The following is a 23,330-nucleotide window of genomic DNA, read 5'->3' on the forward strand; positions in this document are numbered from 1 at the left end:
ACAAAGGACACGACACCATGCCCCTGAATGTCCGCATCGGCATCAATCCCTTGTCATGGATGAACGACGACTTGCCTTCACTCGGCGGCGAGACGCCGCTTTCGGTCGCGCTGACCGAAGGCAAGCGCATCGGCTATGAAGGCTTCGAGCTCGGCAACAAGTTCCCGCGCGAACCGCAAGCGTTGAAGGCGCTGCTCGCGCAATACGACCTCGCGCTCGTCTCCGGCTGGTATTCCGGCCAGCTCGCGCGACGCAGCGTCGAAGAAGAGATGGAAGCTGCAGGCCCGCATCTCGACCTGCTTGCGCAAAACGGCGCGAGCGTCATGGTCTATGGCGAAGTCGCGGATTCGATTCAAGGCGCGCCTCGTCCGCTGTATCAGCGTCCGCGCTTCTTCTCGGATGCGCAATGGTCGCAATACGCCGAGCGGCTGAACCGCTTTGCCGAATACACGCTTTCTAAGGGCGTGCGCGTCGCCTATCATCATCACATGGGCGCGTATGTCGAGACGCCGGCCGACGTGGACCGTTTGATGATGCTGACGAGCGATGACGTCGGCCTGCTCTTCGATGCAGGCCATATCACGTTTGCCGGCGGCGATGCGTTGAGCGTGCTGCAAAAGCACATCGCGCGCGTATGCCATGTGCATTGCAAGGACGTGCGGACTGATATCGTGAAGCTCGCGCGTAACCGCAACTGGAGCTTTCTCGATGCGGTCATCAACGGCGCGTTCACCGTGCCGGGCGACGGCGCGGTGGATTATCCAGGCATCGTCGCGTGTCTGGCTGCGCATGACTATCGCGGCTGGCTCGTGGTCGAAGCGGAGCAGGATCCCGTGATTGCGCCGAGCTATGCGTATGCCGACAAGGGCTATCGCACGCTGCGCGCACTCGTCGATGCAACGTACAAGGAGGCGGCATGAGCCTGCTAGTGAAAGCATCGCGCGAAGGGCAGACCATCGCGCGCGTCACACCGGATTCCGCGGGCTGGAAGCATGTGGGCTTCGCCGCGTATCGCATGGATGCGGACGATGTCGTGCACGTGTACGACGCGGATCGCGAAAGCTGCATCGTCGTGCTGACGGGGACGGTGAGCATCGAAGCCGGCGACGAGCATTGGCAGTCCATCGGATCGCGCGACAGCGTGTTCGAAGACGCCGCGCCGTATGCGGTCTATGTGCCGCCGAAGCTCGCCGCCATCGTGCGCGCCGAGCGCGAAACGGAGCTTGCGGTGGCAAGCGCGCCTGCAACGGGGCTTTATCCACCGCGTTTGATCGAGCCTTCGCAGATGAAACGCTCGACGCGCGGCAAACACGCGAATACGCGCTACGTCTGCGATATTCTTCCGCAAACCGAAACTGCCGAGTCGCTGCTCGTGGTGGAAGTGAGAACGCCCGGCGGACATGCATCGAGTTATCCTCCGCATAAACATGATCAGTATAACGTACCAACTGAAAGCGCGCTCGAAGAGACGTATTATCATCGCTTGAATCCGCCGCAAGGCTTTGCATTCCAGCGCGTCTATACCGACGAACGCGATCTCGACGAAACCATGGCCGTGGAAGATCACGATGTCGTGATGGTGCCGCGCGGCTATCATCCGGTCGTCGTGCCGTATGGCTACGACAACTACTATCTGAACGTGATGGCGGGCGACAAACGGACGTGGCACTTCAAGAACGATCCGAAGCACGAATGGATCGTGGAGCGCGACAGCAAAGGTTGATTTACCCTACCGACAACCACTCGCGCACCACGTCGTCGCGCTGCTCCAGTTGCGCGAGCGAACCGTCGAAGCGCACTGCGCCGTGTCCCATCACTGCGACGCGCGCATCGAGCATGCGCGCAATCGTGAGCCGCTCTTCGATCAGCAGTATCGCCACGCCGCGTTGGCGCAGCGTCGCAAGGCATGCGGCCACTTGCGCGATGACCTGCGGCGCGAGCCCTTCACCGGGTTCGTCGATGACGATGAGCGATGGATCGCCCATCAGCGTGCGCGCGAGCGACAGCATCTGCTGCTCGCCGCCGGATAGCGCGCCGGCCTTCACCGACGCGCGCTCCTTCAACGCGGGAAAGAGCGCGTAGGCGTCGTCGAAAGTGAAGCGCGTGCCTTTACGTTCGCCGAGCGCGAGGTTCTCGCGCACGCTCAAGGCGGGAAATACATCGCGCGTCTCTGGTACATAGCCGATGCCCAGCCGCGCGATGCGAAACGCACGCTGTCCGACGAGTTGCACGTCGCGATAACGCATATCGCCCGCGCATCGCACGAGGCCCATGATGGCTTTCGCGAGCGTCGAACGGCCCGAGCCATTGCGGCCGACGAGCGCGACCGCCTCGCCTTCTCCGACCGACAAGTTCACGCCGTGCAGCACTTGCGCCGCGCCGTACCACGCGCGCAAGTCCTCGATGCGCAAAAGCGCGCTCATGGCGCGGCTCCCAGATAAGCCTCCTGCACATCGCGATGGCGGCGGATCGCATCGGGCGTATCGGATGCGATCACGCGCCCTCGAACCAGCACCGACACTCGATCCGCAAGCGAGAACACCGCATCCATGTCGTGCTCGATGACGAGCAGCGTGCGGCCTTCCGTCGTCGCGCGAATCAACGCGAGCGCGCGCGCCGCTTCCGCGCGATTCATGCCCGCAGTGGGCTCGTCGAGCAGGATCAGCGGCGCGTCGGTTGCGAGCGCGATGCCCAGGTCCAGCGCGCGCTGCTCGGCGTACGTGAGGCGCGCGGCCGGCTCGTCGGCGCGTGAAGAGAGACCGATGGCTTCGAGCATCGCGCGGGCACGCTCGTCGATCGCGTGCGAGCGGAACCAGCGGTCCACCCATCGCGACGACGCCGCGCCCAGCACCGCGCATCGAAGGTTGTCGAACACGGAGAGATGCGCGAACACGCTCGTCGTCTGGAAGCTGCGCGCGAGCACGCGGCTCACGCGCTGCGGCGGCTTGCCGGTGATATCGACGCCCCGCGCGACGATGCGGCCCGCGTCCGGCCTCGCGCGGCCCGAGATCAGATCGAAGAGCGTGGACTTGCCCGCGCCGTTAGGTCCGATGATCGCGTGGCGCTCGCCATTTTCGATGCGCAGATCGACGCCGCGCAGAACTTCGGTCGCGCCGAATCGCTTGACGATGCCTTCGACGTGCAGTGCCGACGTCATCGCGCGCGCTCCTTGCTCGCGCCCAAGCGAGCGAGCCAAAGCCCGAGCAACGCACACGGCACCGCGATCCATGACGCGCCGCGCGGCAGTGTGGCGGCATCGGCGTGCCGCGCATAGAGCGTCTCGACGGCGACGACCACTGCAACGCCCCAGGCAATCGCGCCAAGCACGCGCAGGGCGAGCGCGCGCCTGTCACGCGCCGAGATGCCAGCGACGCCTTCCGGCAACGCGACGACCGCCCACATGAAGAAAAGCCCGAGGTACATCGGCCAGGCGGCGGACACGCTCGCGACGCCTACGCTGAAGAACGTCAGCAGCACCGCGCCGATCACGGGACCGAAGAACGACGCCGCGCCGCCGATCACAGTCGCGACCAGAACGCCCGTCGAGCGCGCGAGCCCGACGCTCTCAGCCGACACCAGCTCCACACTGACGAGCGACAGCACGCCCGCGACGCCCGCGAAGAACGCCGACACCAAGAGCATCGTGAAGCGCACGCGGCGCGGCGCGAAGCCGATGGCCGCGGCGCGCGCCGGGTTGTCGCGCACGGCGTTGGCGAGCCGGCACATCGGCGTGCGCGTGAACGCGAACATCGCGAGAGTCGAGACGATGCACCAGCACGCGATCAGCGCATACGCCTGCCACAGCGGACCGAACGTCCACGCGAAGAACGGCGGTCCGCTCGCGCGGTCGATACTCACGCCGCCCTCGCCGCCGAACCAGCCGGGAACGAGCCACACGCTCGCCGCGACGAGCTCGCCGATGCCGAGCGTGATCATCGCGAACGCGGTGCCCGCGCGCTGCGTCGAGATTGCGCCGATGGGCACGGCGGCCAGCGCGGCGGCGCATCCACCGATGAGCGGCAGCAGCGGCAGCGGCACGCGCAAGCCGTTGAAGACATGCGCGGCGGCAAACGCGCCGAGGCCCGCATAGACCGCGTGCCCGAACGACAGCAAGCCGGTTTCGCCGAGCAGCAGGTTGTACGAGAGCGCGAAGACGATCAACGTCGCCGTCTGCGCGAGATACGCGAGTAGCCACGATTGATGAAAGACAACCGGCGGCAGCGCGAGCGCGGCCATCAGCAGAACGAACGCGACGGACCTATGCATCGCGCGTGCGCTCGCCCATGAATCCGTGTGGGCGCGCCGCGAGCATCGCCACGAGCAGCAGATACGGCAGGACCGGTGCAAGCTGCGCGAGGGTGAGCGCACTCCACGCATCGGGCAATGCAATGCCGAACGATGCCGCGATGCTGCCCGCCGACGCCGTCGAGCCGACCGCGAAGGTCTGCGCGCAGCCGATCAACAACGACGCGATGAGCGCGCCCGACAGCGAGCCGATGCCGCCGATCACCACGACGACGAAGACGATAGGCCCGAGCGCATCGGCCATTGCGGGTTCGATGACGGCGAGCGGCGCGCCGATCACGCCCGCAAGCCCGGCCAGCGCAGTGCCGACCGCGAAGACCGTCGTGAAGACGCGCGGCACATCGTGGCCGAGCGTCTCGACGGTTGCCGGATGCGTCAGCGCCGCGCGCACGACGAGGCCCGTGCGGGACGTGCGAAGCACGATGGCGAGCGCGCCGAGCATCGCGATGGCAAGCGTCATCATGAAAACGCGATAGCGCGGGAAGGCCGCGCCGTACAGCGTGAAGAGCGGGCCGTCGAGCGCGCCCGGAATGTTTGCGGGCAAGGGGCCGAGGCCCCAGACGAGCTTGACGCCCTCGCCGATCACCATGGCCGCGCCGAATGTCAGCAGGAGTTCGGCGAGCGCGCCGCGCGAATGCACGCGTCGCAGAAGATATCGCTCGAACAGCGCGCCGAGCGCGCCGACCGCGAGCGGCGCGAGAACGAGCGCGACCCAGAATCCTGCGTGAACGGCGAGCGCTTGACCGACATACGCGCCCAGCATGTAGAAGCTCGCGTGCGCGAAGTTGAGGACGCCGAGCATCGAGAAAATCAGCGTGAGACCGGCCGACAGCATGAAAAGCAGCAGCCCGACACTCACGCCGTTGAGCAGGCTGACGGTGAACCACTGAAGCGACACGAAACCCTCAGGCGTTCAGGCGTTGACCAGCGGCTTCAACGCATCGACGAGCGGTGCGGGCAACGGCACCGGCCTGCGCGTCACGCGATCCACGTACACATGCACGAAGTGGCCCTGCGCGGCCGCCTCGTCGGAGCCTTCCGCGAAGATGCCGACTTCATAACGCACGCTCGACGTGCCGAGCCGCTCCACGCGCAAGCCCGCGTCGATGCGCTCGGGAAACGCCACCGACGCGAAGTAGTTGCAGTGCGTCTCGACCACGAGCCCGATAGTCTCGCCTTCGGTGAAATCGAGCACACCGTGGCGCAATAGATACTCGTTCACCACCGTATCGAAGTAGCTGTAATAGACGACGTTATTGACGTGCCCATACACGTCGTTATCGGACCAGCGCGTGCTGATCGCGAGAAAGTGCGGGTAATCCGCTCGCGTGGTTGGAACCGGCTTGGTCATGGTTCAGAGCGATTCCATCAGCATGCGGCGATAGTCGTCGGCGCTCGCCTCGCGCGGGTTCGTCTTGTGGCAATGGTCCGCGAGCGCGCCCTTCACCACCTTGTCGAACATGCTTTCGTCCACGCCCATTTGCGACAGACGCGTGGGCAAGCCGAGGCGTTCGGTCATGTCGTGAAGCGCCTGCGCGACATCCGCGTTGTCCGCGAGGTTCATCACGCGGCGCATGCGCGCGAACCGGCGTTCGGCGACGACGGTCGGCGCGCTTTCGTTGAAGCGCAGCACGGCGGGCAGAACGACCGCGTTCAACGTGCCGTGATGCAGCGACGTGCGCCCGTTCACCGCGAGGCCGCCCAGCGGATGCGACAGCGAATGTACGCAGCCGAGTCCCTTTTGAAACGCCATCGCGCCTTGCATCGACGCCGACATCATGTTGAGGCGCGCGTCGCGGTCCTGACCGTCGCGCGTGGCCCGCTCGATGTTTGCCCACGCGCGTTCGAGCCCGTCGAGCGCGATGCCGTCCGCGGGCGGATTGAACGCTGGAGCCAAGAACGTTTCGATGCAATGCGCGATCGCGTCCATGCCGGTCGCGGCGGTGAGGCCGGGCGGCAGGCCGAGCGTGAGCGAAGGATCGCAGATGGCGGATTTCGGCAGCAGATGCCACGAATGAAAGCCGAGCTTGCGCCCGTCGTTCAGGATGATGATCGCGCCGCGCGCCACTTCGCTGCCGGTGCCGGACGTGGTCGGCACCGCGATGAGCGGCGCGGCGCGCTCGGTGATCTTGCCGCTGCCGCCTTCGATGGTCGCGTAGTGCGTGAGCGGCTCATCATGCGTGGCGGCAATCGCGACGCCCTTCGCTAGATCGATGGCCGAACCGCCGCCGACCGCGATCAACCCGTCGCAGCCTTCGCGCTTGTACTGCGCGGCGGCTTCCATCACCATCGCTTCGGTCGGGTTGGAGGGCGTGTCGTCGAATACGGGCAGCGCGCCGAGCTTCGCGCTTTCGATCACGCGCGCGGACAGCCCCGCCGCCGCGACGCCCTTGTCCGTGATGACGAGCGGCCGCTTCATGCCGATGCGCGCGCATTCGCTTTGCAGCATGTCGAGCGAGTCGTAGCCGAGATGGATATGCGTCAGATAGAAGATGAAAGCCATGGCGCTCGGTGGGGTCGTTGAGGTCGCGTGGATGGGTGCGGCCATGTTAGGAGCCGCGCGGCGAACGTGTCAATCAGGGTCAGCCGCGCGCGAACGCAAATCAGAATTCAGGGCGCGGCGCACAGCGCGCGCACTTCGTCCGCGAAACGCTCGACGGTTTCGGGCTTCGTGTCCCACGCACACATCAGCCGGCAACCGCCCGAGCCGATGAACTGATAGAAGCGCCAGCCCTTCGCCCGCAGCGCCGCCGACACATGCGCGGGCAGTTCCGCGAACACCGCGTTCGCCTCGGGCTTGAAGAGGACGTTCACGCCGGGAATGTCCGCGAGGCGTGCGGCCATGAGTTGCGCCATTTCGTTCGAGTGACGCGCGTTGCGCAGCCACACGTCGTCGTCGAGCAGGCCGAGCCACGGCGCCGAGATGAAGCGCATCTTCGATGCGAGCTGCCCCGCCTGCTTCAGGCGATACGCGAAATCCGTGGCGAGCGCCTTGTCGAAGAACACGACCGCCTCGCCGACCGGCAGGCCGTTCTTCGTGCCGCCGAAGCACAGCACGTCGACGCCCGCGCGCCACGTGATCTCCGACGGATGCACGTTCAGCGTCGCGACCGCGTTCGCGAAACGCGCGCCGTCCATATGCAGCTTCAGATGCCGGCGCTTCGCGATAGCAGCGATCGCGCGGACTTCCTCGACGGTATAGACCGTGCCTACTTCCGTCGCCTGCGTGAGCGCGACTACCTTCGGCTTCGGATAGTGGATGTCGGCGCGCTTCGTGACGAGTTCCTCGATGGCATCGGGCGTGAGCTTGCCGTTCTCGCCCTTCGCCGTGAGCAGCTTCGAGCCGCCGGAGAAGAACTCGGGACCGCCGCATTCGTCGGTTTCGATATGCGCGAGTTCGTGGCAAATGACCGAGTGATACGACTGGCACAGCGAAGCCAATGCGAGCGAATTGGCCGCCGTGCCGTTGAAGACGAAGAAGACTTCGCAATCGGTCTGGAAGAGTTCGCGGATGCGGTCGCAGACGCGCGCGGTCCACGAATCGTCGCCATACGCGGGCTCGTGGCCGCTGGTGTTGGCCTCGACGAGGGCGGCGAGCGCCTCGGGGCAGATGCCGGCGTAGTTGTCGGAGGCGAAATGCTGGGTGAGTGGCGTGGGCGCTGTCATGGGAATCGCTGAGATGGCTCGGGGCTGCGCGCGAACGGTATGCGTGATGCGTCCGTGCGCAATGCCGGCCATTTTAGCGGTTCGGTCGCGCGGGCGCGGTCAAGCGATGCCGCTCTCGCGCGCTCAACGAACGCGAGCGGCAAGTATGCCGCCAGCCGCCCGCGTCCTACGGCTTACTTGCCGCTCGGCGCGCTCGCTGCCGCTGCCTGTTGAGCCTTCTTGTCTTTCTTGTTGGCTTCATGATGGCCGATCGCGCAGCCGCCGACCGCGCCCGCCGTGCCATGCTTGCCCGCCACGTGCCCCGCGACGCCGCCGACAGCCGCGCCTTCCATGCAGCCCTTCGCCTGCGCCGCTCCCGTCGAAGCGATCATCGCGGTGGCGAGCAAAACGGATGCGAATGTGCGATTCATGGTTCATCTCCCTTTGTGGTTGGATAAACCTGAGTTGCACGCCGTATGCCTGACAGCTTGTAATCGTTAATGCAAACGGCCCGATCGGCTTTCGCCGAATCGGGCCGCTTCGAACTGCTTAACGCCAGATGCGCTGCGCTTAGAGCTGTTGCTGCACCCAGCCCGTCACGCCCGCGAGCGCGGCCGGCAGCTTGGCCGGCTCCGTGCCGCCCGCCTGCGCCATGTCGGGACGCCCGCCGCCCTTGCCGCCCACTTGCTGCGCGACGAAGTTGACGAGCTCGCCCGCCTTCACCTTCTTCGATGCATCCGGCGTCACGCCCGCGATCAGGCTCACCTTGCCGCCATCGACCGATGCGAGCACGATGGCCGCGCTCTTGAGCTTGTCCTTCAGCTTGTCGACGGTTTCGCGCAGCGTCTTCACGTCCGCGCCTTCGAGTTCGGCGGCGAGCACGTGAACGCCGGAGACGTCAACCGCTTGCGAGACGAGTTCATCGCCCTGGCTCGATGCGAGCTTCGACTTGAGCGCGGCCAGTTCCTTTTCGAGCGACTTCACGTGCTCCTGAACCTGCCCGATGCGCTGCGTCAGTTCCGAGGGCTGCGCCTTCAGCACGCTCGCCGCCGCGTTGATGCGCGCCTCCAGGTCCTGCACGTAGCGCACCGCGTTGTCGCCGGTGATCGCCTCGACGCGGCGAATGCCCGCCGCCACGCCGCCTTCCATCACGATCTTGAAGAAGCCGATGTCGCCCGTGCGCTGCACGTGCGTGCCGCCGCAGAGTTCGCGCGAGAAGCCGAGATCGAGCACGCGCACCGTGTCGCCGTATTTCTCGCCGAAGAGCGCCATTGCGCCGCCCTTCACCGCTTCGTCGTAAGGCATGACGCGCACGACGCCCGGCGCGTTCGCCAGAATCTCAGCGTTCACGATCTCTTCGACGCGGCGGATCTGCTCGTCCGTCATCGGCGCGTTATGCGCGAAGTCGAAGCGCGTCTTGTCGGCATCGACGAGCGAGCCTTTCTGCTGCACATGCCCGCCGAGCACTTCGCGCAGCGCCTTGTGCATCAGGTGCGTGGCCGAGTGATTGCGCGCGGTGCGGGCGCGGCGCACGGCGTCGATCTGCGCCTTCACCACGTCGCCGACCTTGAGCGTGCCCTGCGCGACCGTGCCGTGATGACCGACGACATCGGCCTGCACCTTCAGCGTGTCGGCCACTTCGAAGCGCGTCGACGCGTTGACGAGCACGCCCTGATCGCCGACCTGACCGCCCGATTCCGCGTAGAACGGCGTGTGGTCCAGCACGACGACCGCTTGTTGTCCCGCTTGGGCCTCCTGAACCGACGCGCCTTCCACGTACAGCGCGACGATCTTCGCGTCGTCGAAAATCTCTTTCTCGTAGCCGTGGAACGTGGTCTTCGCGCCCGAGTATTCGAGGCCCTGCGCGAGCTTGAACTTGCCGGCCGCGCGCGCCTGATCGCGCTGGCGGGCCATGGCGTCGTCGAAAGCGGGTTCGTCGACCGTCACGCCGCGCTCGCGGCACACGTCAGCGGTCAGATCCAGCGGGAAACCATAGGTGTCGTGCAGCTTGAACGCGAGTTCGCCGTCCAGTTGCTTGACGCCCTTCTTTTCCAGCTCGGCGAGTTCGCCTTCGAGAATCGACATGCCGTGCTCGATGGTCTCGAAGAAGCGCTCCTCTTCCTGACGCAGCACGTCGGTCACGCGCTGCTGCGCGTCTTTCAGTTCGGGATACGCCGCGCCCATTTCCGCGACGAGATCGGCCACGAGCTTATGGAAGAACGCGCTCTTCTTGCCGAGCTTGTAGCCATGACGGATCGCGCGGCGCACGATACGGCGCAGCACGTAGCCGCGGCCTTCGTTGCCGGGAATCACGCCGTCGACGATCAAAAACGAGCACGCGCGGATGTGGTCCGCGATCACCTTCAGCGAGTTGTTCTCGAGATCGGCCGTGTTCGTTTCGCGGCCGGCGGCCTTGATGAGCGTCTGGAACAGGTCGATTTCGTAGTTGCTATGCACGTGCTGGAGCACGGCGGCAAGACGTTCGAGACCCATGCCCGTATCAACGCACTGCTTGGGCAGCGGCGTCATGTTGCCCTGCGCGTCGCGGTTGAACTGCATGAACACGAGGTTCCATATCTCGATGAAGCGGTCGCCGTCTTCCTCCGGCGACCCCGGCGGGCCGCCCCAGATTTCCGGGCCGTGGTCGTAGAACACTTCGGAGCACGGACCGCACGGGCCGGTATCGGCCATCTGCCAGAAGTTGTCCGATGCGTAGCGCGCGCCCTTGTTGTCGCCGATGCGGATGATGCGCTCGGTCGGCACGCCGATTTCCTTCGCCCAGATATCGTAGGCTTCGTCGTCTTCCTGATAGACGGTGACGGTGAGCTTTTCCGCCGGCAGCATGTAGACCTTCGTCAACAGCTCCCAGCAATAGTGGATGGCGTCGCGCTTGAAATAATCGCCGAACGAGAAGTTGCCGAGCATCTCGAAGAACGTGTGATGCCGCGCGGTATAGCCGACGTTCTCCAGATCGTTATGCTTGCCGCCCGCGCGCACGCTGCGCTGCGCGGTGGTCGCACGCGTGTACGGGCGCGATTCGGCGCCCAGGAACACGTCCTTGAACTGGACCATGCCCGAGTTCGTGAAAAGCAGCGTCGGGTCGTTGCCGGGCACGAGGCTCGACGAGCGGATGATCGTGTGGCCCTTCGATTCGAAGAACTTCAGGAATTTCTCGCGTATTTCGGCGGCTTTCATGGCGTACGGGGCGCGGTCTGCGTTCTCTGATGCGGTTTTTGGTATTGCCCGGCACGGCCTTGCGACAAGGACTTCCGGCCAGGCAGAGGTAATCTTCGATTATACGGGATTCGCCGCGCGGCCCCGCCCGATAACGGCCTTGGAGCGAGTCCCCGAATGTCGTCACGCGCAGTTCGCGTCCGCCCTGCTTTCGCGTCTGCGCGGTTTCGTGCGACAGTCGCGGGAAAAGCAGCCGATCCACCGAACCACATTCAAGCGAGCGATATATCGAATGGGAGCACTGAGCCATATCCGCGTACTGGATCTCACCCGCGTGCTGGCGGGACCGTGGTGCGCGCAGACCCTGGCCGATCTCGGCGCGGACGTCATCAAGATCGAGCGGCCCGGAACCGGCGACGACACGCGCCACTGGGGCCCGCCGTATCTGAAGACGCCGGACGGCGAGGACACGCGCGAAGCCGCCTACTATCTCGCGGCGAACCGCAACAAGCGCTCGGTGACGGTGGATATCGCGACCGAAGACGGCCAGCGCATCGTGCGCGAACTCGCCGCGCAAAGCGATGTGGTGCTGGAAAACTACAAGGTCGGCCAGTTGAAGAAGTACGGGCTCGACTATGAATCGCTTGCGCAGGTGAAGCCGGACATCGTCTATTGCTCGGTGACGGGCTTCGGGCAGACGGGTCCGTATGCACAGCGCGCGGGCTACGACTTCATCATTCAGGGCATCGGCGGGTTCATGAGCATCACCGGCGAGCGCGACGGCCAGCCGGGCGGCGGGCCGCAGAAGGCCGGCGTTGCCATCGCGGACCTGATGACCGGCATGTATGCGACGGTCGGCGTCCTAGCGGCGCTGAGTCATCGCGACAGAACGGGCGAAGGCCAGTACATCGACATGGCGCTGCTCGACGTGCAGGTCGCGATGCTCGCCAACATGAACACAAACTTCCTCGCGAGCGGCAAGCCGCCGGTGCGCTGGGGCAACGCGCATCCGAACATCGTGCCGTATCAGACCTTCCAGACGAGCGATGGCTGGATCATCGTCGCGGTCGGCAACGACGGCCAGTTCCGCAAGTTCGTCGAAGCGGGCGGACGCGCCGAGCTGGCCGACGATCCGCGTTTCGCGACGAACCCCTCGCGCGTGCGCAATCGCGATCTGCTCGTGCCGATTCTCGCCGACATGGTGCGCGCGCGCGGCAAGCATGGATGGCTCGCGGTGCTCGAAGCGGCGGGCGTGCCGTGCGGGCCGATCAACGATCTCGCGGAAGTGTTCGACGACCCGCAGGTGATCGCGCGGCGGATGCAGATCGACTTGCCGCATCCGGAAGGCGGCGCGGTGAAGCTCGTCGCGAGTCCGATCAAGATGAGCGCGACGCCGCCCGAAGCGCGCACGCATCCGCCGATGCTCGGCGAACATACGGCGAGCGTGCTCGCCGACGTGCTGGGTTACGACGACGAGAAAATCGCGCGGTTGCGGGCGTCGAAGGCGATTTGAGCCGAGATCAGCGCACGCCCGCGCCGATCAGCCCGCCCGCCGCCGCGCCCGCGACGGTGCCGAGCGGCCCGCCCGTCACCAGGTAGCCGAGCGCGCCGCCGGCAGCAGCGCCGACGCCGGCGTGCGCCTGCTGGCGCGACATACCCGAGCACGCGGCGAGGCTCGAAACGAGGGCGGCGGCCGCGGCGAGCTTGATGGTCGTGGTAGCGATCTTCTTCATGGCTGGGTTCCTTCTTCTGCTTGTGTTGTCGTTGTGATGTCTTGTTGTGTACTGCTTTGCCGGGGCGAAACCCGACGTGGCGAGCCGATCATAAAATCCGCCCGATGCGGCTCACAAGGCGATTTACGTCCCGTTACGGTCGTTACGAAACGGCGCGCGCGCCACCCGCCGACGGCGAGGCGCAACCCGCCTGCCCGCGCCGGTTGCGTAAGGTAGAATCGACCCGATATCCAGTCATGATTCGAACCCGTTCCGAGCCGCGCGGAACGGTTGCCGAACCGATCACACGCGAGCGCATCCGTTGGCACTCTTTTTCGCATGAACACCGATCGCAACGACGCCCCGGCGCCATCCAATTTCATCCGCAACATCATCGAAGACGACAACCGCTCCGGCAAATGGGCGCAGCGGGTCGAGACGCGTTTTCCGCCCGAGCCGAACGGCTACCTGCACATCGGCCATGCGAAGAGCATCTGCGTGAACTTCGGGCTGGCCGCGGATTACGGCGGCGTGTGCCATCTGCGTTTCGACGACACCAATCCAGAGAAGGAAAGCGTCGAGTACGTGGACTCCATCATCGACGCCGTGAAGTGGCTCGGCTACGACTGGAACAAGGACGGCCGCGAGCACAAGTACTTCGCGAGCGACTACTACGACAAGCTGTACGAGTTCGCCGAAATGCTGATCGCGAAGGGTCAGGCGTACGTCGACAGTCAGAGCGCCGAGGAAATGCGCGCGACGCGCGGCTCGGCCACCGAAGCTGGCATCAACTCGCCGTATCGCGACCGCACGCCCGAAGAGAACCTCGACCTCTTCCGCCGCATGAAGGCGGGCGAGTTCAAGGAAGGCGAGCACGTGCTGCGCGCGAAGATCGACATGGCCTCGCCCAACTTCAACATGCGCGATCCGGTCATCTACCGCATTCGTTTCGCGCATCACTACCGTACCGGCGACACGTGGTGCATCTACCCGATGTACGACTATGCGCATTGCGTGTCGGATGCGCTCGAGAACATCACGCATTCGCTGTGTACGCTCGAATTCGAGGATCATCGTCCGTTGTACGACTGGTTTCTCGCGCAGCTCGCGAACGACGGCGTCTTCAAGCGTCCGCTGCCGCAGCAAATCGAGTTCTCGCGCCTGAACCTCACGTATGCGATCACGAGCAAGCGCAAGCTCTTGCAACTCGTGCAGGAGCATCACGTCGATGGCTGGGACGATCCGCGCATGCCGACCATCGTCGGCGTGCGGCGTCGCGGCTTCACGCCGGAAAGCATCCGCCTGATGGTGGAGCGCGTCGGCGTGACGAAGGTGGATTCGTGGATCGACATGAGCGTGCTCGAAGGCGCGCTGCGCGACGATCTCGACGAGAAAGCGCCGCGCGCGATCGCCGTGCTCGATCCGCTGAAGCTCGTCATCGACAACTATCCGGAAGGCCAGACCGACGAGTGCAGTGCGCCGGTGCATCCGCATCACCCGGACCGTGGCACGCGCACGTTTCCGTTTTCGCGCGAACTGTGGATCGAGCGCGAGGACTTTCAGGAAACGCCGCCGAAGGGCTACTTCCGGCTGTTCCCGGGCAACAAGGTGCGGCTGAAGTATGGCTTCGTCGTGGAATGCACGGGCGCGGACAAGGACGAGAACGGCAACGTGACCGCCGTCCACTGCAACTACTTCCCGGACAGCAAGTCAGGCACGGAAGGCGCGAACGCGTACAAGGTCAAGGGCACGATCCATTGGGTCAGCGCGGCCACCGCCTACCCCGCCGAAGTGCGCATCTACGACCGGCTGTTCAAGGAGCCGCAACCGGGCGCGGGCGGCGCGGAGTTTCTCGACGCGCTGAATCCGGACTCGAAGCGCGTCGTCAACGCATATCTGGAGCCGAGCGCCCGCGAAGCCATGCCCGAAGACCGCTTTCAGTTTGAGCGGCACGGCTACTTCGTCGCGGACCGCGTCGATTCGCAGCCGGGCAAGCCGGTGTTCAACCGGATCGTCAGCCTGCGCGACAGCTGGGGCAAGCCGGCGTGATCGCCCGAAGGCTCACGCTCCGGACGAGGACGGCATGAACGAGCCACAACGGCCGGCAGTTCGCATGGTCTGCGCGATGGCGGCGGCGCTTGCCCTCGCGTGCCCGGCCGCACATGCGGCTTCCGCGCAGGCGGCGATCGACCAGATGCCGCCGTCGGCGACGCTGCGCAAGATCGCGGAGAACGGCGCCATCGTGCTGGGCGCGCGCGAGTCGTCGGTGCCGTTCTCGTACATGGTGCGGCAGCAGCCGACGGGCTATTCGTATGCCATCGCGCTGAAGGTGGTCGACGAAGTCAAGCGGCGGCTCAACATGCCGAACCTCGCGATCAAGAACGTGGTGGTCACGTCCGCGAACCGCATCTCCTACGTGGTCAACAACCAGATCGATCTGGAATGCGGCTCGACGGCGCATATCGCCGAGCGCGATCCGCTCGTCGCGTTTTCCAACAGCATCTTTCAGTACGGCATCCGCATGGCGGTGAAGCGCAAGTCGGGCATTCGCGACTACGCGGACCTCGCGGGCAAGACCGTCGCGACGACGGCAGGCACGTCGGATGAGCGCATCCTTCGGCAGATGACGCTGGAGCGCAAGCTGAACATGCGCATCATCAGCGCGCGCGATCACGCGGAAGCGTTCGGAGCACTGAAAAACGATCGCGCGGTTGCGTTCGTGATGGACGATCCGTTGCTCTACGGACAGATCGCCGAGCAAGGCACGGCGCGCAGCGACTACATGGTGACGGGCGAATCGCTCGCGACCGAGACGTACGGCTGCATGATGCGCAGGGGCGATCCGGTGTTCAAGCGCATGGTCGACGATGTGATTGCGAACATGCAGCGCAGCGGCGAAGCCGCGAAGCTCTACGAAGCGTGGTTCATGCAGCCGATTCCGCCCGACGGCATCAATCTGCGATTCCCGATGTCGCCGGAGATGAAGGCGCTCTTCGCGCATCCGAACGATCACCGGGTCGACTAAGGCGCGCGTAGGTTCAGTCGAGCGTTTCGTGCAATTCAGCGAGGGAAAGCGTCGTCTGAAAAAGCCGCGCGAGACTGCGGCTCGCGAAGCGGTCGACTTCCGCGGGACTGACCCAGCGGTACGCGTCCATCTCCGGAATCATGGTGCCGTCGCTATAGCGCGGGAAGTACGACTCGCACACGCACTTGGCCAGGTCCACTTCGTCGTCCGCGACGCGCACCGCGAAAAGGTGCAGGTCCTTGTCGCGCCGATAGACGAAGCGGCCCAGGTCCTTCAGATGCGCCAGGCGCTCGGCCGACAGCACGATGCCCGTCTCTTCGACGAGTTCGCGCAACGCCGCATCGCGCGGGCTCTCGTCCGGATCGGCCTGACCCTTGGGCACGTCCCAGTGCGCGGTTTCGGTCGCATGGCACAGCAGGACGTCGCCCTGTGCGTTCAAAATGACGACGCCGCACGATACGGTGCGGCCGGTCATCGCGCGTTCGCTCCGCTCATGCTCATTGTTTTTTCAGCTTCCATTTGCCGTCAGCTTGTTTGCAGGCGGTCGGGGCCCACGTCTGCGTCTGCCCTTTCGCGTTGGCGACCAGCGTGATCTTGCGGCATTTGAGCCCGTCAGAATCGAACGTGTTCTGCGGGGTCACGCTGCCGTCGATCGGCACGGTGTTGCCGGTGCCTTCGTTGTTCCAGTCGAGCGATTCGCCGTCCTTCTTGGTATCGAGCGCGGTTTGCGCGGCCTTGTTGAGCGCCTGTAGATCGCGCTGCTTCATGTACGTGATCGGCGTGTTGTTCAGAAAGCCCAGGTTCGCCGCGAAAGCGCCCGCGCTGGCGACGGCGAACGCGACGGCCACGGTCGTGCGGATGCAGGCGCGAGCGGGCGCTCGATGATGGATCGGCATGAAGATTCTCCTCGTTGCGAAGTCGTGCGGCGCCGGCGCGTCGACCTTCTCGCTCGCCAGCCGGCGTGCAGCGAGAATAGCATGAGGCGGCGGTCGGTTTTCTGACCGATTTCGGCTCGCTTTCGAGCTCGCGTTTCGTGACACGAGATGTCCGTTAGCGCACGAGGTGACAGGCGAAGTACTCGTCGAGGATATCGGTCATCTGCCACACCGGACACGGGCGGCGACAATGACCGTCGTAGCCCGCTTCTTTCAGCGCGGCGAGCGGCTCTTCAGGCAGAAAGCCGCTCATGGCGACAACGAGACGCGTCGCATCGTCCGGATGGGTCCGCAGTTCGCGGACGAGCGCGTAGTGAGCGCATCCGCCGATGCGCGTATCGATGAACAGCACGTGCGGATGCCATTCGCTGACGCCTTGTCTGAGCGAAGACACGTCGGCGACGAATCGCGCGGGAAAGCCCTTGAGGTCGAACAGCTTGACGAGCGACTCGCCGAGCGCGCGCTCCGTCGATGCGACGAGCACGCGCCGCGCATCGCGTTCGACGCGCAGTTGCCTGCGGTTCCATAGCGCGCATTGCGCCGTACTCGATTCGTAGGCTCGTTTGTTCATGCGCCCTCTTTCGCAGATTCATTCGGTGCATCGCGCGCCGCAATGATGCAGGCGCGCACCGCAAGCGAGCGGCGCTCAGGACGTTCGAAGGCGTTTATCGTGAGGCGCCGCGCGCGTGGGGACTATGGGCAGGAAGCGGGCCAGTTTGATGAGCGAATGATATGAGCTTTGTCCGTTCAATAGGATAACTAATTAAACGAAGCCAACATGAAACCGGCGAGCCTAAACGACAAAGGGCCACGCTAAGCGTGGCCCTTCGATATTCCTTTGGCCCGCCCTACACGATTCGAACGTGTGACCTACGGCTTAGAAGGCCGTTGCTCTATCCAACTGAGCTAAGGGCGGGTGACGGCTGCACGAAGAAGTCGCGCAGCCGGGAGACCCGGGATTTTACCTCATCCGACATGCCGCGCGGTCACGCGCATCAAACCGGCTGGGGGTGCATCATGAACCAGCCCAAGAAGAAGATGCCTGCGATCACGCAATAGACGCCGAACGACGCGAGCTTGCCGTGGCCTTCGAAATAGCGCATCAGGAAGCGCACGCTCAGGTAAGCGGCGATGCCCGTCAGCACGCCGCCGAGCACGGCGTCGAACAGTTGGCCCGGCGCGTGAAAGAGCTTCGGCAATTCGAGCACGCCCGCCGCGAAGATGATCGGCGTACCGAGCAGGAACGAGAATTCCGCCGCCGCTTCGGCCGTGAGACCCGCGCCGACGCCCGCGATCATCGTCAGGCCGCTGCGCGAGAAGCCGGGAATCAGCGCGCCGATCTGCGCCAGGCCGACGAGAAACGCCTGCTTGAACGTGAGTTTCTCCGGCGCGCGCGCGGCGCGGCTTCTCTGCAGGCGATCGCCGAGCCACAGCAGCACGCCGTTGACGATCAGCGCCGCCGCGACGATCCGCAGATCATGAAAAATCGCCTCCAGCCGCTTTTCCAGCAACAGACCGACGATGCCCGTCGGAATCGTGCCGATGATGAGCGCCCACATCATATGCGCGTCATCGTTGCGGCGTCCGCCGAAGGAGGCGAACCAGCCGCCGATCAGCGCGATCCAGCGCTTGCGGAAATACCAGAGCAGCGCGAGCGCCGTGCCGAGATGCAGCGCCACGAGAAACGGCAGCAACTGCGGCGCGTGCTTGTCGATATGCATGCCGATAAGACCAGGCACCAGCAATGTATGGCCGAGGCTGCTCACCGGAAAGAGTTCGGTTACGCCCTGAAGCACGCTGAGAAATACGAGAAACCAGAGAGTCACGCGTCGGTCCTTGTCATGGAGGAGTGAAGGACGCGCCGCAAAATCGCTCGCCGCGCCGTATGGCGCGAAGCGAAGATGAATGGGGAAAAAAATGGTGCGGCGCGCAAGCCGGGACCGATTATGCCTAGGGGAAAACCCAGCGCCAAGCGGCTTGCGCACACAAATGGACACCGACAGCAGAACGTCGGCGAGTCAGAATAAAACGGTAAGCAGAGACGAATAAAACCGAAAGAAACGCGTGACCGTTTATTAGGGTTTCAGCCTTTGAGTTTATAAAGAAAGAGCGCCGTGCTCCCGCCGAAGAGGCTAAACATCGCGACGCCCATTGCCATCGCCAGATCCATGTCGACTCCTGTCCGTCTGGTTCCTCACATTAGGTACATATAACAACACATCGCGATGACGCCGGGCAGTCGCGGTTTCCCGCAGAGGGTTTATGCGTAGAACAATCCAAGGCAGAATCGACGAATCCTTAAACCAGTCGGCCATTGAACGGAGTGCGTTGCCACCATGTCATCCGAGAAAGACGTCATCGAAATCGAGCGCGACGGCGCGGTCATCCGGCTCGCGCCGCATGCGGGCGGCCGGCTCATGACCTGGCGCGTCGGCGGCGAGCCGGTCATCCACTGGCCGGATTCGCTCGATGAAGCCGCCTGGTCGAATGCCGCGAAGATCCGCGGCGGCAATCCGCTGCTGTTCCCGTTTCTCGGGCGGCATTTCGTCGATGGCGAGATCGGCAAGTGGCGCGATCCGGACGGCGCCGTGCATGCGCTGCCGACGCACGGCTTCGCGCGCAATCTGCCCTTCTCTTCGACGCGCGATGCCGACGGCCACGGCGTGCGCATGACGCTCGTCGACAGCGACGCCACGCGCGAGGGCTACCCGTTCGCATTCCGCTTCGAGGCGGCCTACCGTCTCATCGATGCCGTCACGCTGGAGGTCGAACTCACGACATCGAATCCGGGCGAAGTCGCGCTGCCTTACTACGCGGGGCATCACTTCTACTTTCATCTGCCGCACGATCAGCGCGCGCAAAGCAGCGTCGAGCTGCCGCGCACGGAGCGGCGGCGCCAGTTGCCGGACGGTTCCATCACGGACGCCGAAACCGGCGCGCCGCGCTATTCGCTGGCGGATGCGAGTATCGTCGATTGCTTTCACTGCCTGACCGGACCTTCCGACGAACCCGTGCGGCTCGTCTTGCCGAACCGCACCGTGAGCTTCGAGCTGCAACAGCCGGATTCGGTGCCGTGGTACGCCGTCACGACGTGGACCGAATCGGATACGTCGGACTTCTATTGCGTCGAGCCGTGGATCGGCCTGCCCGACGCCATCCACAACGGCCGCGGCCTGCGCTGGCTCGCGCCGGGCAAGACCGAGACGGCGTCGCTTCGGCTCGTGGTCACGTCAGCGCCCTAAAGCACGCGCCCGCCGAGTCGCACGCGCCTTTCTGTGCGCGCAAATCCGGGACGGTAAAATCCTGCCTTCCTATCCGCCGCCGCCCGACGCGCGGCGGCGCTCTACGAGGTCAGGTTTTGCAGAAAAGAATTGGACAGGTCGTCCGCGCATCGGTCGTGGCATCCTTGGTCGCCGTGCTCGCCGCGTGCGGATCGGCCCCGGTCGCGCCGGGATACTATCGGGTGCAGCGCGGCGACACGCTCTCGAAGATCGCGCGGGAGAACCGCACGTCGACCAGGAACATCGCGCGCTGGAACGCGCTCACGAATCCGGACGCCATCGAAGTCGGCCAGGTGCTGCGCGTCGAGCCGCCTGCGGGCAGCGCGGGCGCGTCCGGCGCGCCGTCGGCGGGCGCCGCCACGACCGCAAAGAGCGACGCAAAGAGCGAAGCAAAGGCCGATGCACCGGCGAAGCCCGGACCGGGCGTCTCACTGGTGTGGCCCGCGCAAGGCACCGTGATTCGCGGCTTCGACGGCAAGAATTCGAAAGGCATTGACATCGCGAACTCGGCCGGCACGCCGGTCGTGGCGGCGGCGACCGGCAGCGTCGTCTATGCCGGCAACGGCCTGCGCGGCTATGGAAACATGCTGATCGTCAAGCATAACGACGACTATCTGACCGCCTACGCCCACAATCGCACGCTGCTGGTGAAGGAAGGCCAGACGGTGCAGCAGGGACAGCGGATCGCGGAGATGGGCGACACGGACAGCGATCGCACGATGCTGCACTTCGAGGTGCGCTACATGGGCCGCTCGACGGACCCGTCGCGCTATTTGCCGCCGCGCTAAGAGGCGCGCGGCCGTTACGAGGAAGAGAATGAGATTCGCAAACACGATGACCGCGGCCGCGCTGTTCGCGGCGGCGGCCTTGAGCGGCGCGCTGGCCGGCTGCGCGCACACCGCCACGATGACGTACCTGCCCTCGGGCGACACGGGCTTTGCCATCAACTGCAGCGGCAGCGACGCGAGCACGAGCTGGGCGGCGTGCTACAAGCAAGCGGGCGAAGTGTGCGGCGCGTACGGCTACGACGTGATCTCGAAGGACGCCGACAACGGTGCGACTTCCGGCGGTTCGGTGGCGGGCATCTTCGGCGCGAACATCAAGAATCGTTCGATGGTGATCCGCTGCAAGCAGTAAGGCTTGTGCGCTCAGGCGTCCGAAGGCGTGTCTTTTCGCGTCCTTCGCGTGCGCCAGCGGCCCGACGCCGGGTCGATGTGGGCGGCGAACCCGAAAAGCGCAGCGAGCGCGACAGGCGCGACGGCAGCGAAAACCCACAACAGATCCATGGCGAAACCCAGTTGCGACGAGTTGCCCCATCATAACCGTGCTGCAAAAATTTCGCTTCGATCCGCGTCAGAGCGTGTGGCTCAGTCGTTATGACCGATTCGCGGTCCTGCTTACTTCGGCTGCGGCTGCGTCGGCGCGATCAACATCGACGGCGGACGCGTGTCGGTCGGCACGCCGTGATAGTCGGGCGGATCTTGCGGAGGATGTTTCTGGCTGGAGGAATCGGCGCAAGCGGACAGCGCGATCGCGAAGACGGCGGAGCATGCGAACGACAAAGCGATACGCGGCATGAGGTTTCCTGGAAAAGACGAAGGGGTTACAAGCCGAGACTTGTAACCCCTTCGTTGTATCGTGGTCGGAGCGAAAGGATTCGAACCTTCGACCCTCTGATCCCAAATCAGATGCGCTACCAGGCTGCGCTACGCTCCGACGAGCCGCGTATTGTAGCGTCGATGCCCCATATCCGCAAATGCGCCGGCGCGGCGACGCAAAGAGCGGGCACGCAACGTTCTAGGCAACGTCAAAAACCCGGCCATTCCTTCTGGAGACGATCGATGAACCTCATCCTCTGGCGTCACGCCGAAGCCGAAGACCAGGCGTCGAGCGACCTGGCGCGTCAGCTCACCTCGCGGGGACGCAAGCAGGCGCAAGGCATCGCGAAGTGGCTGAGAGCGCGCATCGACGACGACGCCCTGTTCCTCGCGAGTCCCGCGACGCGCACGATCCAGACCGCCGAGGCGTTCGGCGACCGCTATCGCGTGGTGGACGATCTCGCGCCCGGCAAGACCGCGCAGCACGTGCTCGACGCCGCCGGCTGGCCCGATGGCGCGAGCGAAACGGTCGTCGTGATCGGGCATCAACCGACGCTCGGGCGCGTGGCCGCACGGCTTCTGACCGGACACGAAGCGGATTGGTCCATCAAGAAAAGCGGCGTGTGGTGGTTTCAGGGCCGCTCGCGCGGCGGCGACGGGCAAGTCGTGGTGCGCGCGGTGATGTGTCCGGACTTGCTTTAGGCGTCGAAAACGCATGTCGCCGGGGCGTGTGTCGTTTCATCGAAACGTCACTGCCAAGCCATGCGAGCGTCACCCGGCATCCTTACATTGGCGGAAAGTTAGTCACCTTTCCGCCGAGGAATGCCAATGCACGATCTGCCGACGCCTTTCCTGCCCTTCGGAGCGTCATCGCTCTCGCTCGATTCGCGCCGCCACCTTCCGCGCACGGCCGAGACCGTCGCCGGTCAGCACCGCTTGCAGGTGGCGTGGGCGCGCTCCGACGACGCGCTGCGTGAAGCCCAGCGTCTGCGCTACCGCGTGTTCGCCGAGGAAATGGGCGCGCGTCTGTCGGGCCCCGCCGGGCTGGACGTCGACGCGTTCGACGCCTATTGCGATCACCTGCTCGTGCGCGATCTCGATACGCTGAAAGTGGTCGGCACGTATCGCGTGTTGCCGCCGCATCAGGCGGCGCGCATGGGCCGGCTCTACGCGGAAAGCGAATTCGACGTGTCGCGTCTCACGCATCTGCGTCCGAAGCTCGTCGAAGTGGGCCGCTCTTGCGTGCATCCGGACTATCGCAACGGCGCGGTCATCATGTCGCTGTGGGGCGGGCTCGCCACGTACATGATGCAGAACGGCTATGAGACGATGCTCGGCTGCGCGAGCGTCGGCATGAACGATGGCGGTCACTATGCGGCGAATCTGTACGCTTCGCTACCCGCCGACGCGCTCACCGCGCATGAGTACCGCGCGTTCGCGCATACGCCGCTGCCGGTCGAGGAACTGCGCACGGGCGTCGCGGTGAGCCCGCCGCCGCTTGTCAAAGGCTATCTGCGCCTCGGCGCGAAGATTTGCGGCGCGCCGGCGTGGGACCCGGACTTCAACACGGCGGATTTTCTGACGCTCTTCCGCCTCTCCGACATCAACGCGCGTTACGCGCGGCACTTCATGGGCGATGCGGGACGTTAAGCGTC

Annotated in this window: 25 protein-coding genes and 2 tRNA genes; 10 read left to right on the top strand and 17 right to left on the bottom strand. The window is 64.9% G+C overall.

Going from position 1 to position 23,330, the window contains the following annotated elements:
• Positions 1–17 precede the first annotated feature (17 nt).
• A complete protein-coding gene (gene iolE, locus NCR35_RS10630; RefSeq protein ID WP_250534328.1) occupies positions 18–920 on the top strand; it encodes a myo-inosose-2 dehydratase in 903 nt (300 codons plus the stop codon).
• Positions 917–1,723: a 5-deoxy-glucuronate isomerase gene (iolB, locus tag NCR35_RS10635; protein ID WP_250534329.1), complete on the top strand. Its 807-nt coding sequence runs from the start codon at positions 917–919 to the stop codon at positions 1,721–1,723. Before iolE ends, iolB begins: the two co-directional genes overlap by 4 nt.
• Before the next feature lies 1 nt (position 1,724).
• Here the strand turns inward: iolB and NCR35_RS10640 are convergent, their stop codons facing one another.
• From NCR35_RS10640 to alaS, 9 genes are all read right to left on the bottom strand, one after another.
• Positions 1,725–2,423, bottom strand: coding sequence for an ABC transporter ATP-binding protein (locus NCR35_RS10640; protein WP_250534330.1), 699 nt, complete (start codon positions 2,421–2,423; stop codon positions 1,725–1,727).
• Positions 2,420–3,157 carry an ABC transporter ATP-binding protein gene (locus NCR35_RS10645; protein WP_250534331.1) on the bottom strand — a complete coding sequence of 246 codons (738 nt, stop codon included), beginning with the start codon at positions 3,155–3,157 and terminating at the stop codon, positions 2,420–2,422. Before NCR35_RS10645 ends, NCR35_RS10640 begins: the two co-directional genes overlap by 4 nt.
• Entirely contained in the window at positions 3,154–4,266 is a 1,113-nt protein-coding gene (locus NCR35_RS10650) for a branched-chain amino acid ABC transporter permease (protein ID WP_250534332.1), read from the bottom strand. Before NCR35_RS10650 ends, NCR35_RS10645 begins: the two co-directional genes overlap by 4 nt.
• The gene (locus tag NCR35_RS10655; RefSeq protein WP_250534707.1) at positions 4,259–5,140 is read right to left on the bottom strand and encodes a branched-chain amino acid ABC transporter permease; all 882 of its coding nucleotides are present in this window, start codon (positions 5,138–5,140) and stop codon (positions 4,259–4,261) included. Before NCR35_RS10655 ends, NCR35_RS10650 begins: the two co-directional genes overlap by 8 nt.
• 78 nt (positions 5,141–5,218) lie before the next feature.
• Positions 5,219–5,656 (bottom strand): acyl-CoA thioesterase, encoded by a 438-nt coding sequence (locus NCR35_RS10660; RefSeq protein ID WP_250534333.1) that lies wholly within the window; start codon positions 5,654–5,656, stop codon positions 5,219–5,221.
• 3 nt (positions 5,657–5,659) lie between these two features.
• Positions 5,660–6,808 carry a 4-hydroxybutyrate dehydrogenase gene (gene gbd, locus NCR35_RS10665; protein WP_250534334.1) on the bottom strand — a complete coding sequence of 383 codons (1,149 nt, stop codon included), beginning with the start codon at positions 6,806–6,808 and terminating at the stop codon, positions 5,660–5,662.
• A 107-nt stretch (positions 6,809–6,915) separates the two neighbouring features.
• On the bottom strand, positions 6,916–7,971 hold the full coding sequence (locus tag NCR35_RS10670) for a threonine aldolase family protein (protein WP_250534335.1): 1,056 nt from the start codon (positions 7,969–7,971) through the stop codon (positions 6,916–6,918).
• Between the two features lie 173 nt (positions 7,972–8,144).
• The gene (locus tag NCR35_RS10675) at positions 8,145–8,381 is read right to left on the bottom strand and encodes a hypothetical protein (protein WP_206466657.1); all 237 of its coding nucleotides are present in this window, start codon (positions 8,379–8,381) and stop codon (positions 8,145–8,147) included.
• A 139-nt stretch (positions 8,382–8,520) separates the two neighbouring features.
• Positions 8,521–11,145, bottom strand: coding sequence for an alanine--tRNA ligase (alaS, locus tag NCR35_RS10680; protein WP_250534336.1), 2,625 nt, complete (start codon positions 11,143–11,145; stop codon positions 8,521–8,523).
• A gap of 271 nt (positions 11,146–11,416) precedes the next feature.
• Between alaS and NCR35_RS10685 the strand changes: the two genes are divergently transcribed.
• Complete coding sequence (locus NCR35_RS10685) at positions 11,417–12,637, top strand: CaiB/BaiF CoA transferase family protein (RefSeq protein WP_250534337.1); 1,221 nt, start codon at positions 11,417–11,419, stop codon at positions 12,635–12,637.
• Positions 12,638–12,644: 7 nt separating this feature from the next.
• Here NCR35_RS10685 and NCR35_RS10690 read toward each other — a convergent pair whose 3' ends face one another.
• A complete protein-coding gene (locus NCR35_RS10690) occupies positions 12,645–12,857 on the bottom strand; it encodes an ornithine carbamoyltransferase (RefSeq protein ID WP_248320184.1) in 213 nt (70 codons plus the stop codon).
• A gap of 318 nt (positions 12,858–13,175) precedes the next feature.
• Here NCR35_RS10690 and NCR35_RS10695 point away from each other — a divergent pair, with 318 nt between their 5' ends.
• Together NCR35_RS10695 and NCR35_RS10700 are read left to right on the top strand one after the other, a co-directional pair.
• The gene (locus tag NCR35_RS10695) at positions 13,176–14,885 is read left to right on the top strand and encodes a glutamine--tRNA ligase/YqeY domain fusion protein (RefSeq protein WP_250534338.1); all 1,710 of its coding nucleotides are present in this window, start codon (positions 13,176–13,178) and stop codon (positions 14,883–14,885) included.
• Positions 14,886–14,919: 34 nt separating this feature from the next.
• Positions 14,920–15,861: a transporter substrate-binding domain-containing protein gene (locus NCR35_RS10700; protein WP_250534339.1), complete on the top strand. Its 942-nt coding sequence runs from the start codon at positions 14,920–14,922 to the stop codon at positions 15,859–15,861.
• A gap of 13 nt (positions 15,862–15,874) precedes the next feature.
• Here the strand turns inward: NCR35_RS10700 and NCR35_RS10705 are convergent, their stop codons facing one another.
• The 5 genes from NCR35_RS10705 to NCR35_RS10725 form a co-directional block, all read right to left on the bottom strand.
• The gene (locus tag NCR35_RS10705; RefSeq protein WP_175944357.1) at positions 15,875–16,336 is read right to left on the bottom strand and encodes an NUDIX hydrolase; all 462 of its coding nucleotides are present in this window, start codon (positions 16,334–16,336) and stop codon (positions 15,875–15,877) included.
• A gap of 22 nt (positions 16,337–16,358) precedes the next feature.
• On the bottom strand, positions 16,359–16,757 hold the full coding sequence (locus NCR35_RS10710) for an RT0821/Lpp0805 family surface protein (RefSeq protein WP_250534340.1): 399 nt from the start codon (positions 16,755–16,757) through the stop codon (positions 16,359–16,361).
• A 154-nt stretch (positions 16,758–16,911) separates the two neighbouring features.
• Positions 16,912–17,367: a response regulator gene (locus NCR35_RS10715; RefSeq protein WP_244846871.1), complete on the bottom strand. Its 456-nt coding sequence runs from the start codon at positions 17,365–17,367 to the stop codon at positions 16,912–16,914.
• Positions 17,368–17,635: 268 nt separating this feature from the next.
• A tRNA-Arg gene (locus NCR35_RS10720) sits at positions 17,636–17,712 on the bottom strand.
• 79 nt (positions 17,713–17,791) lie between these two features.
• Entirely contained in the window at positions 17,792–18,622 is an 831-nt protein-coding gene (locus NCR35_RS10725; protein ID WP_250534341.1) for an undecaprenyl-diphosphate phosphatase, read from the bottom strand.
• A 510-nt stretch (positions 18,623–19,132) separates the two neighbouring features.
• Between NCR35_RS10725 and NCR35_RS10730 the strand changes: the two genes are divergently transcribed.
• The 3 genes from NCR35_RS10730 to NCR35_RS10740 all read left to right on the top strand — a co-directional run bounded on the left by NCR35_RS10730 (position 19,133) and on the right by NCR35_RS10740 (position 21,214).
• Positions 19,133–20,038 (top strand): aldose epimerase family protein, encoded by a 906-nt coding sequence (locus tag NCR35_RS10730; RefSeq protein WP_250534342.1) that lies wholly within the window; start codon positions 19,133–19,135, stop codon positions 20,036–20,038.
• Between the two features lie 116 nt (positions 20,039–20,154).
• Positions 20,155–20,865: a peptidoglycan DD-metalloendopeptidase family protein gene (locus NCR35_RS10735; RefSeq protein WP_250534343.1), complete on the top strand. Its 711-nt coding sequence runs from the start codon at positions 20,155–20,157 to the stop codon at positions 20,863–20,865.
• A 28-nt stretch (positions 20,866–20,893) separates the two neighbouring features.
• Positions 20,894–21,214, top strand: coding sequence for a hypothetical protein (locus NCR35_RS10740; protein ID WP_371747339.1), 321 nt, complete (start codon positions 20,894–20,896; stop codon positions 21,212–21,214).
• Positions 21,215–21,474: 260 nt separating this feature from the next.
• Here NCR35_RS10740 and NCR35_RS10745 read toward each other — a convergent pair whose 3' ends face one another.
• Positions 21,475–21,654, bottom strand: coding sequence for a hypothetical protein (locus tag NCR35_RS10745; RefSeq protein WP_250534344.1), 180 nt, complete (start codon positions 21,652–21,654; stop codon positions 21,475–21,477).
• A 62-nt stretch (positions 21,655–21,716) separates the two neighbouring features.
• Positions 21,717–21,793: transfer RNA gene (locus NCR35_RS10750), tRNA-Pro, on the bottom strand.
• Between the two features lie 125 nt (positions 21,794–21,918).
• On the opposite strand from NCR35_RS10750, the gene NCR35_RS10755 reads away from it, so the two are divergent.
• Together NCR35_RS10755 and NCR35_RS10760 are read left to right on the top strand one after the other, a co-directional pair.
• Positions 21,919–22,377, top strand: coding sequence for a SixA phosphatase family protein (locus tag NCR35_RS10755; protein WP_250534345.1), 459 nt, complete (start codon positions 21,919–21,921; stop codon positions 22,375–22,377).
• A gap of 126 nt (positions 22,378–22,503) precedes the next feature.
• On the top strand, positions 22,504–23,325 hold the full coding sequence (locus NCR35_RS10760) for a GNAT family N-acetyltransferase (RefSeq protein WP_250534346.1): 822 nt from the start codon (positions 22,504–22,506) through the stop codon (positions 23,323–23,325).
• Positions 23,326–23,330: the final 5 nt, after the last annotated feature.

Origin of the sequence: Caballeronia sp. AZ10_KS36, from assembly GCF_023631105.1 — a bacterium.
In the GTDB taxonomy this organism is placed as follows: domain Bacteria; phylum Pseudomonadota; class Gammaproteobacteria; order Burkholderiales; family Burkholderiaceae; genus Caballeronia.

What these genes read in the sequence shown, in the direction of transcription:
- iolE (WP_250534328.1), top strand. Translation starts at nt 18, where the DNA reads ATGCCCCTGAATGTCCGCATCGGCATCAATCCCTTGTCATGGATGAAC.
- iolB (WP_250534329.1), top strand. Translation starts at nt 917, where the DNA reads ATGAGCCTGCTAGTGAAAGCATCGCGCGAAGGGCAGACCATCGCGCGC.
- NCR35_RS10640 (WP_250534330.1), bottom strand. Translation starts at nt 2,423, where the DNA reads ATGAGCGCGCTTTTGCGCATCGAGGACTTGCGCGCGTGGTACGGCGCG.
- NCR35_RS10645 (WP_250534331.1), bottom strand. Translation starts at nt 3,157, where the DNA reads ATGACGTCGGCACTGCACGTCGAAGGCATCGTCAAGCGATTCGGCGCG.
- NCR35_RS10650 (WP_250534332.1), bottom strand. Translation starts at nt 4,266, where the DNA reads ATGCATAGGTCCGTCGCGTTCGTTCTGCTGATGGCCGCGCTCGCGCTG.
- NCR35_RS10655 (WP_250534707.1), bottom strand. Translation starts at nt 5,140, where the DNA reads ATGCTGTCGGCCGGTCTCACGCTGATTTTCTCGATGCTCGGCGTCCTC.
- NCR35_RS10660 (WP_250534333.1), bottom strand. Translation starts at nt 5,656, where the DNA reads ATGACCAAGCCGGTTCCAACCACGCGAGCGGATTACCCGCACTTTCTC.
- gbd (WP_250534334.1), bottom strand. Translation starts at nt 6,808, where the DNA reads ATGGCTTTCATCTTCTATCTGACGCATATCCATCTCGGCTACGACTCG.
- NCR35_RS10670 (WP_250534335.1), bottom strand. Translation starts at nt 7,971, where the DNA reads ATGACAGCGCCCACGCCACTCACCCAGCATTTCGCCTCCGACAACTAC.
- NCR35_RS10675 (WP_206466657.1), bottom strand. Translation starts at nt 8,381, where the DNA reads ATGAATCGCACATTCGCATCCGTTTTGCTCGCCACCGCGATGATCGCT.
- alaS (WP_250534336.1), bottom strand. Translation starts at nt 11,145, where the DNA reads ATGAAAGCCGCCGAAATACGCGAGAAATTCCTGAAGTTCTTCGAATCG.
- NCR35_RS10685 (WP_250534337.1), top strand. Translation starts at nt 11,417, where the DNA reads ATGGGAGCACTGAGCCATATCCGCGTACTGGATCTCACCCGCGTGCTG.
- NCR35_RS10690 (WP_248320184.1), bottom strand. Translation starts at nt 12,857, where the DNA reads ATGAAGAAGATCGCTACCACGACCATCAAGCTCGCCGCGGCCGCCGCC.
- NCR35_RS10695 (WP_250534338.1), top strand. Translation starts at nt 13,176, where the DNA reads ATGAACACCGATCGCAACGACGCCCCGGCGCCATCCAATTTCATCCGC.
- NCR35_RS10700 (WP_250534339.1), top strand. Translation starts at nt 14,920, where the DNA reads ATGAACGAGCCACAACGGCCGGCAGTTCGCATGGTCTGCGCGATGGCG.
- NCR35_RS10705 (WP_175944357.1), bottom strand. Translation starts at nt 16,336, where the DNA reads ATGACCGGCCGCACCGTATCGTGCGGCGTCGTCATTTTGAACGCACAG.
- NCR35_RS10710 (WP_250534340.1), bottom strand. Translation starts at nt 16,757, where the DNA reads ATGCCGATCCATCATCGAGCGCCCGCTCGCGCCTGCATCCGCACGACC.
- NCR35_RS10715 (WP_244846871.1), bottom strand. Translation starts at nt 17,367, where the DNA reads ATGAACAAACGAGCCTACGAATCGAGTACGGCGCAATGCGCGCTATGG.
- NCR35_RS10730 (WP_250534342.1), top strand. Translation starts at nt 19,133, where the DNA reads ATGTCATCCGAGAAAGACGTCATCGAAATCGAGCGCGACGGCGCGGTC.
- NCR35_RS10740 (WP_371747339.1), top strand. Translation starts at nt 20,894, where the DNA reads ATGAGATTCGCAAACACGATGACCGCGGCCGCGCTGTTCGCGGCGGCG.
- NCR35_RS10745 (WP_250534344.1), bottom strand. Translation starts at nt 21,654, where the DNA reads ATGCCGCGTATCGCTTTGTCGTTCGCATGCTCCGCCGTCTTCGCGATC.
- NCR35_RS10755 (WP_250534345.1), top strand. Translation starts at nt 21,919, where the DNA reads ATGAACCTCATCCTCTGGCGTCACGCCGAAGCCGAAGACCAGGCGTCG.
- NCR35_RS10760 (WP_250534346.1), top strand. Translation starts at nt 22,504, where the DNA reads ATGCACGATCTGCCGACGCCTTTCCTGCCCTTCGGAGCGTCATCGCTC.